General features: G+C 65.9%; 12 protein-coding genes. 5 read left to right on the top strand and 7 right to left on the bottom strand.

Annotated elements, in window-relative coordinates:
- Positions 1-21: 21 nt before the first annotated feature.
- The 3 genes from MCIT9_RS03140 to cmoA are packed head-to-tail and all read right to left on the bottom strand — an operon-like array spanning position 22 to position 2,872.
- A complete protein-coding gene (locus tag MCIT9_RS03140) occupies positions 22-1,404 on the bottom strand; it encodes a GGDEF domain-containing protein (protein WP_317705972.1) in 1,383 nt (460 codons plus the stop codon).
- Positions 1,405-1,457: 53 nt separating this feature from the next.
- A complete protein-coding gene (locus MCIT9_RS03135; protein ID WP_317705971.1) occupies positions 1,458-2,051 on the bottom strand; it encodes a hypothetical protein in 594 nt (197 codons plus the stop codon).
- Between the two features lie 11 nt (positions 2,052-2,062).
- Complete coding sequence (gene cmoA / locus MCIT9_RS03130; RefSeq protein ID WP_317705970.1) at positions 2,063-2,872, bottom strand: carboxy-S-adenosyl-L-methionine synthase CmoA; 810 nt, start codon at positions 2,870-2,872, stop codon at positions 2,063-2,065.
- 48 nt (positions 2,873-2,920) lie between these two features.
- On the opposite strand from cmoA, the gene hemF reads away from it, so the two are divergent.
- Entirely contained in the window at positions 2,921-3,838 is a 918-nt protein-coding gene (gene hemF, locus MCIT9_RS03125) for an oxygen-dependent coproporphyrinogen oxidase (RefSeq protein WP_317705969.1), read from the top strand.
- On the opposite strand, the gene MCIT9_RS03120 is transcribed toward hemF, so the two are convergent.
- Entirely contained in the window at positions 3,806-4,489 is a 684-nt protein-coding gene (locus MCIT9_RS03120; protein ID WP_317705968.1) for an MlaC/ttg2D family ABC transporter substrate-binding protein, read from the bottom strand. The two genes, hemF and MCIT9_RS03120, sit on opposite strands and share 33 nt — an antisense overlap.
- 112 nt (positions 4,490-4,601) lie before the next feature.
- Here MCIT9_RS03120 and hemB point away from each other — a divergent pair, with 112 nt between their 5' ends.
- From hemB to mltF, 4 genes are read left to right on the top strand one after another with little or no spacing between them, the layout of a single operon-like run.
- Positions 4,602-5,633 (top strand): porphobilinogen synthase, encoded by a 1,032-nt coding sequence (gene hemB / locus MCIT9_RS03115; RefSeq protein WP_317705967.1) that lies wholly within the window; start codon positions 4,602-4,604, stop codon positions 5,631-5,633.
- A 3-nt stretch (positions 5,634-5,636) separates the two neighbouring features.
- Complete coding sequence (locus tag MCIT9_RS03110; protein ID WP_317705966.1) at positions 5,637-6,209, top strand: hypothetical protein; 573 nt, start codon at positions 5,637-5,639, stop codon at positions 6,207-6,209.
- Complete coding sequence (gene aroE, locus MCIT9_RS03105) at positions 6,202-7,023, top strand: shikimate dehydrogenase (protein ID WP_317705965.1); 822 nt, start codon at positions 6,202-6,204, stop codon at positions 7,021-7,023. The genes MCIT9_RS03110 and aroE overlap by 8 nt, the downstream gene beginning before the upstream one ends.
- Positions 7,020-8,489 carry a membrane-bound lytic murein transglycosylase MltF gene (mltF, locus tag MCIT9_RS03100; protein WP_317705964.1) on the top strand — a complete coding sequence of 490 codons (1,470 nt, stop codon included), beginning with the start codon at positions 7,020-7,022 and terminating at the stop codon, positions 8,487-8,489. Before aroE ends, mltF begins: the two co-directional genes overlap by 4 nt.
- Here the strand turns inward: mltF and tadA are convergent.
- The 3 genes from tadA to guaB form a co-directional block, all read right to left on the bottom strand.
- Positions 8,404-8,865 carry a tRNA adenosine(34) deaminase TadA gene (gene tadA, locus MCIT9_RS03095; protein WP_317705963.1) on the bottom strand — a complete coding sequence of 154 codons (462 nt, stop codon included), beginning with the start codon at positions 8,863-8,865 and terminating at the stop codon, positions 8,404-8,406. The two genes, mltF and tadA, sit on opposite strands and share 86 nt — an antisense overlap.
- 130 nt (positions 8,866-8,995) lie before the next feature.
- A complete protein-coding gene (gene guaA / locus MCIT9_RS03090; RefSeq protein WP_479724332.1) occupies positions 8,996-10,567 on the bottom strand; it encodes a glutamine-hydrolyzing GMP synthase in 1,572 nt (523 codons plus the stop codon).
- Positions 10,568-10,569: 2 nt separating this feature from the next.
- Positions 10,570-12,039 (bottom strand): IMP dehydrogenase, encoded by a 1,470-nt coding sequence (gene guaB / locus MCIT9_RS03085; RefSeq protein ID WP_317705962.1) that lies wholly within the window; start codon positions 12,037-12,039, stop codon positions 10,570-10,572.
- Positions 12,040-12,091 lie beyond the last annotated feature (52 nt).

Genomic DNA, 12,091 nt, shown 5'->3' with positions numbered 1-12,091 from the left:
GCTGATAGCTTTCCAGGGGGCTCACGAATGCGGGACGGCCAGTTGTTCGACGCGGTTCTTGCCGGCCCGTTTGGCCCGGTAGAGGGCCTGGTCGGCGCGATTGATGAGGGACTCCAGATCGCTATCTGCCGCCGTCCGGCCGCTGACGCCGATGCTGACGGTGATGGAGAACGGCTCTTTCTCACCCAGTGGCGCATCCTCCACGGCCTTCAGCAACTTGTCGGCGGTGGCCAGGGCGCCGGCCACCGTGGTATTGGGCAGCAGCATGACGAATTCCTCGCCGCCCATGCGCCCGACCAGATCGCTGTCGCGGCAGTGTTCGCGCAGCAGACGGGCCACAGCCTGGATCGCCCGGTCACCCTGGCTGTGGCCGTAACGGTCGTTGACCTGCTTGAAGTCGTCGATGTCGAGCACCAGGGTCGAGAGCGGCTGGTCGTAGCGGCGGCTCTGGGTGAACAGTTTCCGGGCCAGGGCCATGAAATGGCCCCGGTTGGTCAGGCGGCTGAGGGCGTCGGTGGTGGCGAGGAAGTCGAGCCGGTCCTGTTGGCGGATGATATGGCGGAAGGCGGTGAACATGGCGAGGCTGAGGAGAGCCCCGAGAGAGAAGCTGACGGCGGTGTTCGCCAGCCACGGTCCCAGGACCGCGTCGGTACCCAGGCGGGCCTGGACGCCGAGGGGCGTGCCGGGGACGGCGGTGGCGGTTCCGAGCGTGTCGTCGAGGCCGAACCAGGCGCTGGGGCGTTCCCAGCGGGGCCGGGAAATCCCGTCCACGGTGAAATAGACGTTCCCGGTGTTGCTCTTCAGCTGGATTCGCAGATTGTCGAGGCCGGGTTCGACATAGGCACGGGGCAGGGTCTGCAGGTCCAGGATGGCGACGAGAATGTGGCGCAGGTGGCCGTCCGGCTCCCGGAAGGCGCGGCTGACGGCGAAGAAACGTTGCCCCTGGTGGACTTTGGACCATTGCGGCGGCCCCACGAACCACTGACTGTCGGGATTCTGCAGGTGGGCGGTGACGTAGCTGCGGTCGGTGACCGACGGCGGTGTGCCGGTGCCGGTCCAGTGGCGGATGCGGCCTTGGGTATCCACGACCAGCAGGTCCATGAAATCGGCCTCGCGCCGCTGCCGGTCCTTCAGCACGGCCTCGATGAGCGTGTGAGCCTGCGGGGAATCACCGAGCACAGTCAGGAGGTCCCCGATACCCAGGAACATCTGCTCGATGCCGTAAAAGCGCCGCTCCAGATCGTGGGCGACGTAATGGGCGGTCAGGCGGCTGCGCTCCCGGGCCTGGGTCAGAATCAGGCGGTAGTCGTCCAGGACGTGGATCAGCAGCAGGGCGCTGAGGCCGACCAGTATCGCGATGCCGAGTGCCTGGATGCTCAAGCGGAGGATACGGTTCGGTGACATGACGGCGGCTTCATGATGACCTTGGTGTCAAGGGTAACACAGTCATCACGGGATCAGCGCCAGGGCGCCGGGTCGAAGTGGCGGCGCAAGTATTGGAGTTTGTCGCGGAAGCCCTCGGCATTGCCGTAGTCGACGAACAGGGGATAGCGGCTGTGGACGGTGCGGGGGTGGCGGGCATGACGGATGGGGCACCAGTACTGCTCGGTGCGACCGGCGATTTCCTGAACGTAGGCGATCAGGCCGTTGAAATAGCCGCAGTAGACGCAATTGAGCTTCTCCAGCGGGTTGAGGTAGGGAAGATAATGACGGTCGATGACGATGTAGTCCGCCCGCTTTACCCGGGGAATGCCCCAGACCGGGAAGCAGATGGCCTGATAGGTGCTGACCCAGGCGTCCAGGATCACCGCCGGCACGATGCATGAATAGATCACCGGAGCGGTGAGCACGTGCTTGGGTTCGGCCCCGAACAGGTAGGCGACGAATTCCCCCAGCCCCGGTTTGAGGGCGGCGCGCCGTTCCCGGTCGAAGATCACCTTGCCCCGCTCCAGGCGGTAGGCGAAACGGTGCTGGGCCTGCTGCAGCTCGCGGCGGATCTCCTGCTGCAGGGCGTCGAGGCGGTGGTACAGTTGATCGAGGGGCGTGCTCAAAAGGAGGGACCTCAGCCGTCGGTTGCTGCCACTGTAAAGGCTGAAGCCGGTTTTGTCGATGCCGGGGCCTTGATCGCGATCAGCGACAGAAAGTTGAAGTACTGGAACCACACCTCGATGCTGGCAAATCCCGCATCTTCCAGGCGGCGGCGATGGACGGTGAGCGGTTCGGGGACCAATACATTCTCCAGGGCCGCGCGCTTGCGGGCGATCTCCAGCTCGCTGTAGCCCTGGGCGCGCTTGAAGGCGTGATGCAGGTCGGTGAACAGGGCCTGCTGACAGGGATCTTCGAGGGCGATCTTCTCCGACAGGATCAGGGCGCCGCCGGGGACCAGCCCTTCGTGGATGCGGGCGATCAGCTCGGCCCGCCGCTGTAGGGGCACGAACTGGAGGGTGAAATTGAGCACCACCAGGGAAGCGTTGTCGATGCGGACGTCGGCCAGATCGGCGCAGACGGGGCGGATGGGCGTTGGCAGCGGCTCCAGCGGAGCGAGGCGCCGGCGCATCTGCGCCAGCATCGGCCAGGCGTTGTCGACGGCGATGATCTCACAGCCGGGGGCGGTGATCCGCTGCGCCAGCGCCAGGCTCACCGCCCCCAGGGAGCACCCCAGATCGTAACAGCGGCTGTGGGGCGAAACCAGGCGTTCGCCGAGCAGGCCGGTGGCGGTGACGATGGTGCGGTAGCCCGGCACCGAGCGCGCGATCATGTCGTCGAAGACTCTGGCGACCCGCTCGTCAAAGCGGAAGGCGGCGACCGGGGCCTGGGGATCGGCGAACAGCCGGTCGCGGCTTTGGTTCAGGTCAAAATCCCGGGAAGACATTGTGCTAATCTAGCGGCTGCCGATGTCATTCAGTCAAAGGGAGGACGCATGAGTCAAGTCGATCTGGCAGCGGTCAAAGCGTATCTGCTGCAGCTTCAGGAGGCCATCTGCCGAAGCCTGGAAAGCGCCGAACCGGTTGCCCGCTTCCAGGAGGACCGTTGGGAGTACGAGCGCGGCGAGGGCGGCGGGCGTACCCGGGTGATCGCCGACGGCGAAACCTTCGAGAAAGGCGGGGTCAATTTCTCTCACGTCGTGGGGGAGCGGCTGCCTGCGGCCGCCACCGCCCACCGTCCCGAGCTGGCCGGGCGGCGGTTCCAGGCGGTGGGGGTGTCGCTGGTGATCCATCCGCGCAACCCCTACGTGCCCACTTCCCACGCCAACGTGCGCTTCTTTGTCGCCGAGAAGGACGGGGCCGAGCCGGTGTGGTGGTTCGGCGGTGGTTTCGACCTGACCCCCTATTATCCCTTCCGGGAGGACGTGATCCACTGGCACCGGGTGGCCCGGGAAGCCTGCGAACCTTTCGGCGCCGAGGTCTATCCGCGCTTCAAGCGCTGGTGCGACGAGTATTTCTATCTCAAGCATCGCGGCGAAACCCGTGGGGTCGGCGGCCTGTTCTTCGACGATCTCAACGACTGGGGGTTCGAGCGCTGTTTCGCGTTTCTGCGCTCGGTGGGGGACCATTACATCCCCGCCTATCTGCCCATCGTCGAGCGCCGCAAGGATCTGCCCTACGGGGAACGGGAGCGGGAGTTTCAGGCCTACCGGCGCGGCCGCTACGTGGAGTTCAATCTGATCTATGACCGCGGCACGATCTTCGGCCTGCAGTCGGGCGGCCGCACCGAATCCATTCTCATGTCGCTGCCGCCGGTCGCCAAATGGGCCTACAACTGGCGCCCGCCGGAAGGATCGAAGGAAGCCGAACTGTACGACTACCTACGCCCCCGCGACTGGCTGAACGAGGGCTGAGGCTTCGGGACCCTTCTCGAGCGCCTCGCGGTTGCGTTGCGCCAAGCGCTCGATGAGGGCGTCGAGGGAGCCGGTCTGGGCGATTTCCTGGGTGAAGGTGGTGCGGTAGTTCTTCACCAGATCCACCCCCTCGATGACGACGTCGTAGGCCTTCCATTCGTCGCCCTTGCGGATCATACGGAAGGCGACCTGCGCCGGCTGTTTGCCGGGCTGGACGAACTCGGTCTGCACCACCACCTTCTTTTTCTTCGGGCTCCAGTCGCGGATCGGTTTGAAGCGGATCTCCCAGTCGGCGTATTCCCCGTAGGCGGTGGCGTAGGTGCGGATCAGCATGGTCTTGAATTCCCGCTTGAAGCGTTCGCGCTGCGCCGGGGTGGCGGTGCGCCAGTATTTGCCCAGCACCAGGGCGGCGAAGCGGTCGAAATCGACGTGGGGTTCGATGTACTTGTCAACGATCTCCACCGCCTTCTTGAAGTCCACCTTGTAGTCGATCTGGCGCAGCTCGCGCTGGATCTGGTCGGAAACCTCCTTGATCAGTTGCTGTGGGGGTAGCAGGTCGTCCGCCGCCTGGATCGGCCCTGCCATGACCATCAGCCCCGCCAGGGTGAGCAGCCAGGCGAGCCAGGTTTTCGTGATCGTCAACTTTTGCATCGAACGCTCCCAAAGGTCCATATCGTGAGAGATTTTGCTTATCATAACCGCGGCGACCGGAATAAACTAGCACCAACGACGCAATCGGATCGACTAATGAATAGATATACTAATGAATAAATATAGCCTACGTTATCCCCGCCATCGCTCCCGGCGTATGCGCCGCGATGCTTTCAGCCGCCGGTTGATGCGCGAGCACGTGCTGACCGCCGCCGACCTGATCTGGCCGGTGTTCGTGTGCGAGGGTGAGAACGTCCGCGAGCCGGTTCCCTCCATGCCCGGCGTCGTGCGCCTCAGCCTCGACCGGCTGCTGCGGGAGGCCGAGGCGCTGGCGGCCCTGAAGGTGCCGGCCATCGCCCTGTTTCCGGTGGTGCCGGCGGAGAAGAAGTCTGACGATGCCCACGAGGCCTGGAATCCCGACGGTCTGGCGCAGCGCAGCGTGCGCGCCCTGAAACGGGCCGTGCCGGAGCTGGGGGTCATCACCGATGTCGCCCTCGATCCGTTCACTTCCCACGGCCAGGACGGTCTGATCGACGCCGCCGGTTACGTGCTCAACGACGAAACCGTCGCCGTGCTGGTGCGCCAGGCCCTGTCCCACGCCGAGGCCGGGGCCGACATCGTCGCCCCCTCGGACATGATGGACGGCCGTATCGGCGCCATCCGCACCGCCCTGGAGGAAAACGGCTTCACCCTGACCCGGATTCTGGCCTATTCGGCCAAGTACGCCTCCCACTTCTACGGGCCGTTCCGCGACGCGGTGGGCTCGGCGGCCAACCTGGGCGGTGCCAACAAGTTCACCTATCAAATGGATCCGGCCAACAGCGACGAGGCCCTGCGCGAGGCGGCGCTGGATCTGGAGGAGGGCGCCGACATGGTGATGGTCAAGCCGGGCCTGCCCTATCTGGACGTGGTCCGCCGGGTGAAGGAAACTTTCGGGGTGCCGACCTTTGCCTATCAGGTCAGCGGCGAATACGCCATGCTCAAGGCGGCGGGCCAGAACGGCTGGCTCGACGAACGCAAGGCCGTGCTCGAATCCCTGCTGGCGTTCAAGCGTGCCGGGGCCGACGGCATTCTGACTTACTATGCCAAGGAGGTGGCGGCCTGGCTGCGGGAAGATCCGCTGGCGGAAAGCATTTGGGAGTGACCGATGCGCGAAGAAGAACAAGAACAACCGCCGGAAACCGAAGCACCGCGCAAGGTGGTGGTCTGGCTCGACGAGGCGGTGCTGGTCGTCATGCTGCTGTTGTCGGTCGGCGGGGCGGTGATCACCGACTTCTCCCCGCAGGACGCCTATCTCTACTGGCTGACGATGCTCCCGCTGTTCGGGCTGGCAGCGATCGTCGCCGGCTGGGCCCAGGCACGGGTCAAAGGCGAAGTGCACGGTTATCCCATCGGTGCGCTGCTCAAGATTCAGGCGCTGCACTGGGGCGGGGTGCTGTGTACCGTGATCGGCGTCTTCGTGCTGCATTTTGCCCGGGTGCTGGACGAAGAGGCCGCCGCCCTGGTGATGCTGCTGATTCTGGGACTGGCCACCTTCCTTGATGGCATCCGCATCGGCTGGCGCTTCAGCCTCACCGGGGTTTTCCTGGGCGTTTCCGCGATGCTGATCGCGCTGGTGGAACAATTTCTGCCGCTCGTGGTCGGTTTGGCGGTACTGCTCATCGTCTACACCATCGTGCGCGGCCGCCGTGAGGCGCGCCGTCTGAGCGAACATGCCTGAACCGGACCGTTACGCTGTCTTCGGCCATCCCATCGGCCACAGCAGATCGCCCCAGATCCACCGTCTCTTCGCCGAACAGACCGGCGAGGCGCTCGTCTACACCGCCCAGGACGTGCCGCCGGAATGCTTCGCCACCGCGCTTAGGGTCTTCCGCGCCGGCGGCGGTGCCGGGCTCAACTGCACCGTTCCCTTGAAGGAGCAAGCCTTCGAGGCGGCACAGGTACTCAGCGACCGGGCCCGCCTGAGCGGGGCGGTGAACACTCTGTGGTGGGACCGGGACGATGTCCTGCACGGCGACAATACCGACGGCGTCGGCCTGGTGCGGGATCTGACCGTGAACCTGGAAGTGGCGCTGACCGGGAAACGGGTGTTGCTGCTGGGTGCGGGGGGATCGGCCCGGGGCGTTCTGGGACCGCTGCTGGCCGAGCGGCCGGAGGCGATCGTCATCGCCAACCGCACCGTCTCCCGGGCCGAGGAACTGGCGCGGCGCTTTGCCGCCCTGGGGCAGGTGGCGGCGTGCGGCTTTGCCGCGTTGGAAGGATGCCGCTTCGATGTGGTGATCAACGCCACTTCCACCAGCCTGCAGGGGGAATTGCCGCCGTTGCCGGATGACCTGCTGGCGCCCGGGGCGGTCTGCTACGATTTGATGTACGCCGATGTCCCGACGGCGTTCGTGCGCTGGGGCCTCGATCACGGTGCCGGTCTCAGCGTCGACGGCCTGGGGATGCTGGTGGAGCAGGCGGCGGAAGCCTTCCGCATCTGGCGCGGGGTCAGGCCGCAAACAGCGCCGGTCATCGCCTGCCTGCGCCGGTGAGGCTGCGGCGGCTGCTCCTGATCCTGGCGTTGCTGGCGGTGGCCGCCGTGGCGCTGCTGCAATGGTATTTGCGTCGCGCTCCGGCCGTTTTGCCCGGCTCCCAGCTGGAGCGTATCCGCCACGATGGCCGGCTGCGGGTGCTCACGGTTTATGGCGCGACCACTTACTATCCCGTCGCCGATGGGGGTTTCGCCGGTTTTGAATACGATCTCGTGCGTCGTTTCGGTCAGTGGCTCGGCGTCGAGGTGGCGTTCGTGGCCGCCGACTCGGTGGCCGAGCTGCTGGCCGCCATGCTGGCCGGCAAGGCGGACATGGCCGCCGCCGGCCTCACGGTGACCGAGGTGCGGCGTCAGTACCTGCGCTTTTCCGAACCTTACCAGTATGTCTCCGAGCAGGTGATCTATCGTCGGGGCGCCGCCCCCAGACCGCGCCGGATCGCCGATCTCGAGGACCGTTTCATCGAGGTCATGCTCGGTTCCAGCCATGCCTCCCGGCTTGCGCGTCTGCGCCGGAGCCACCGCGCGCTGCGCTGGCGCGAAAGCGATGCGACCAGTGAGGAAATCCTGCGTCGGGTCGATGTCGGCCTGACTGATTACACGGTGATGGATTCCAACCGGTTCCGGGTGCTGCAGCGTTTCTATCCCAGTCTGCAGGTGGGGTTCGATCTGACCGAGTCGGTGCCCTTGGCCTGGGCCTTCAATCCTGAGGAGGACGATTCCCTGCGGCAGGCGGCCAACCGTTTTCTCGCCCAGGCCCGTCGCGACCGGACCCTGGAATCGCTGCTGGAACAGTACTACGGCCATGTCGATGTCCTGGAATTCTTGGACGTTTGCACCTTCCAGCGCCATGTGCGCCAGCGCTTGAGCCAATATCTGCCCTGGTTCCGGGAAGCGGGAGAAAAATACGGCTGGGACTGGCGCCTGCTGGCCGCCATCGCCTACCAGGAATCCCACTGGAACGTCAACGCCCGTTCCCCCACCGGGGTAGCGGGCCTGATGATGCTGACCCGGGACACCGCCCGCCAGCTGGGGATCCGCAATCGCCGGGACCCCAAGGAAAGCATTTTCGGGGCGGCCCGTTACCTCAACCGGCTGAAGGCCAAGATCCCCGAGCGCATTCCCGAGCCCGACCGCACCTGGTTCACCCTGGCGGCCTACAACGTCGGTTTCGGCCATCTGGAGGACGCCCGGATCCTGACCCAGCAGGCGGGAGAGGACCCGGACCGCTGGATGGATGTAAAGAAATATCTGCCGAAGCTGGCGCAGAAACGCTGGTACAGCCGGGTCAAACGCGGCTATGCCCGCGGCTGGGAGCCGGTGCGCTACGTGGAGAACATCCGCAACTATTACGACCTGCTGCTGCCGCTCGACAACCCGGCGCTCAGCGCCGGGCGGCGAAGAACGTTCGCAGCGGTGCCGCGCATTCCTCGGCCAGCACCCCCGCCGTCACCGTCACCCGGTGGTTGAGGAAGTCGGCCTGGTGCAGGGACAGCACACTGCCGGCGGCACCGCGCTTGGGGTCGGCGGCGCCGAAGACCAGGCGTTGGATGCGGGCGTGGACGATGGCGCCCATGCACATGACGCAGGGCTCGAGGGTGACGTAGAGGGTGGTGTGGGGCAGGCGGTAGTTGCCGAGCGCCCGGCCGCCGGCGCGCAAGGCCTCGATTTCGGCGTGGGCGGTGGGGTCGCAGGCGGCGATGGGGCGGTTCCAGCCTTCGGCGACGATGCGGTCGTGTTTCACCAGCACCGCGCCGATGGGGACCTCCCCCTCGCTTTCCGCTTGGCGGGCCAGTTCCAGGGCCCGGCGCATCCACATCTCGTCGCGGGGAGTGATGGCGGTCATCGGGTACCGTGGGCGATGCGGACGGGGATTCGGTTGCGGAAACGCCGTGAATCCTTCCCTGGAGGCTTGGGACTCGGCCGTCCGGGCCGAGTACGTTCCGCAACCGAATCCCTGTCCTCGCAAAAGTCCTTCACTCCCACTCGATGGTCGCCGGCGGTTTACCGGAGACGTCGTACACCACCCGCGAAATCCCCTTGACCTCGTTGATGATGCGGCGGGAGACGGTGTCGAGGAATTCGTAGGGCAGCTGGGCCCAGCGGGCGGTCATGAAGTCGGTGGTTTCCACCGCCCGCAGGGCGATGACGTAGTCGTAGCTGCGTTCGTCCCCCATCACGCCGACGGACTTGATCGGCAGGAACACGGCGAACGCCTGGCTGACCTGGTCGTAGAGTTCGTGCTTGCGCAGCTCGGAGATGAAGATGTCGTCGGCCAGGCGCAGGATCTCGGCGTATTCCGGCTTCACCTCGCCCAGGATGCGCACCCCCAGGCCGGGGCCGGGGAAGGGGTGGCGGTAGACCATCTCGTAGGGCAGCCCCAGCTCCAGGCCGATCTTGCGCACCTCGTCCTTGAACAGTTCGCGCAGCGGCTCGATGAGCTTGAGCCGCATGGTTTCCGGCAGGCCGGCGACGTTGTGGTGGGACTTGATCAGCGACGCCTTGGAGGTCTTGGCCGCCGCCGACTCGATCACGTCCGGATAGATGGTGCCCTGGGCCAGCCATTTGACGTCCTCGAGCTTTTTGGCCTCCTCCTCGAAGATTTCGATGAACAGGTGGCCGATGATGCGGCGCTTTTCCTCCGGGTCGGTGACGCCCTTCAGGGCGTTGAAATAGCGTTCCGCGGCATTGACGCGGATGACCTTGACCCCCATGTGTTTGGCCAGGGCGGCCATGACCTGGTCGCCCTCGTGGAGCCGCAGCAGGCCGGTGTCCACGAACACGCAGGTGAGCTGATCGCCGATGGCCTTGTGCATGAGGGCGGCGACCACCGACGAGTCCACCCCGCCGGACAGGGCCAGCAGCACTTTGTCCTTGCCCACCTGACGGCGGATGTTGCGGACGCTTTCCTCGATGATGTTTTTCGGCGTCCAGACCGGCTCGCAGCCGCAGATGTCGTGGACGAAACGGCCCAGGATGCGCTGGCCCTGACGGGTGTGGGTGACCTCGGGATGGAACTGAAGGCCGTAAAACCGCCGCGCCTCGTCGGCCATGCCGGCGATGGGGGCGTCCTCGGTCAGGCAGATGACCTGGAAGCCGGGCGGCACTTCCACCACCCGGTCGCCGTGGCTCATCCACACGTCGAGCAGGGCCTCGCCGTCCGGGGTGGTGTGATCCTCGATGCCTTCGAGGAGGCGGGAATGGCCCCGGATCCTGACCTGGGCGTAGCCGAACTCGCGCTTCAACGCCGGTTCCACCCTGCCGCCCAGCTGGGCCGCCATGGTCTGCATGCCGTAGCAGATCCCCAGCACCGGCACCCCCAGCTCGAACACCACCTGGGGGGCGCGGGGGGTGAAGTCGGCGGTCACGGTCCGGGGCCCGCCGGAGAGAATGATGCCGCGGGGGGCGAAGTTGCGGATCTGTGCTTCGGTCCAGTCGAAGGGGTGGATCTCGCAGTACACCCCCAGCTCGCGCACGCGCCGGCCGATGAGCTGGGTGTACTGGGAACCGAAGTCGAGAATCAGGATCTTGTGGGCGTGGATGTCCATGCTCAGTCCAGACGGTAGTTGGGTGCTTCCTTGACGATGGCCACGTCGTGAACGTGGCTTTCCCGCACGCCGGCGCCGGTGATGCGCACGAACCGGGATTTCTCGTGCAGTTCGGCGATGGTGCGGCAGCCGGTGTAGCCCATGCTGGCGCGGATGCCGCCGAGGAGCTGGTGGATGATGGCCACCACGCTGCCCTTGTAGGGCACCCGGCCCTCGATGCCCTCCGGCACCAACTTCTCGATGGCGTCGGTATCCTCCTGGAAGTAACGGTCACTGGAGCCCTGCTGCTGGGACATGGCGCCCAGGGACCCCATGCCGCGGTAGGTCTTGTAGGAGCGGCCCTGGTACAGTTCCACCTCGCCGGGGGCTTCCTCAGTGCCGGCGAACAGGCTGCCGAGCATGACGCTGTGGGCCCCGGCAGCCAGGGCCTTGGCCACGTCGCCGGAATAGCGGATGCCGCCGTCGGCGATCAGCGGCAGCCCCGTGTCCTTCAATGCCTGGGCGACGTTGGCGACCGCGGTGATCTGGGGTACGCCGACGCCGGCCACCACCCGGGTGGTGCAGATGGAGCCCGGGCCGATGCCGACCTTGACCGCATCGGCGCCCGCTTCCAGCAGGGCCACGGCCGCCTCGCCGGTGGCGATGTTGCCGCCGATCACCTGGACGTCGGGGTAGTGATGCTTGATCCAGCGGACCCGGTCGATCACCCCCTGGGAATGGCCGTGGGCGGTGTCGACCACGATCACGTCCACGCCGGCTTCCAGCAGGGCGGCGACCCGCTCGTCGGTGCCGGCCCCGACCCCGACCGCAGCGCCGACCCGGAGGCGTTCCTGCTCGTCCTTGCAGGCATTGGGGTAGTCCTTGGCCTTCTGGATGTCCTTGACGGTGATCAGGCCGCGCAGGCGGAAGTCGTCGTCCACTACCAGGATCTTCTCGATCCGGTGCTGGTGCAGCAGGCGGACGATCTCCTCCTTGGGCGCCCCCTCCTTGACCGTCACCAGCCGCTCCCTGGGGGTCATGACCGCCGACACCGGGGCATCGAAACGGGTCTCGAAGCGCAGGTCGCGGTTGGTGACGATGCCCACCAGGCGGTCGCCGTTTTCCACCACCGGCACGCCGGAGATGTTCTTCTCCCGCGTCAGGCGGATGACTTCACCGATGGTGGTGTCGGGGGTGACGGTGATCGGCTCCTTGATGACCCCGCTTTCGTATTTCTTCACCTTGGCCACTTCCTGGGCCTGGCGCTCGACGGTCATGTTCTTGTGGATGATGCCGATGCCGCCTTCCTGGGCCAGGGTGATGGCCAGGCGGGCTTCGGTGACCGTGTCCATTGCCGCCGACACCAGCGGGATGTTGAGGGTGATTCCCCGCGTCAGCCGGGTGCGGATGTCCGCCTCTTTGGGCAGAACCGTGGAATGGGCGGGAACCAGGAGAACGTCATCGAAGGTGATGGCTTCTTCCAGAATGCGCATGGTGCTACCGTGATCGCTGAGTAAATTGCGGTATTATACCTTAATTTACCTG

This window comes from Methylomarinovum caldicuralii, assembly GCF_033126985.1.
Lineage (GTDB): Bacteria > Pseudomonadota > Gammaproteobacteria > Methylococcales > Methylothermaceae > Methylohalobius > Methylohalobius caldicuralii.
Note: the sequence above shows the minus strand (reverse complement) of the source record. Positions and strands in the feature narration are given on the sequence as shown.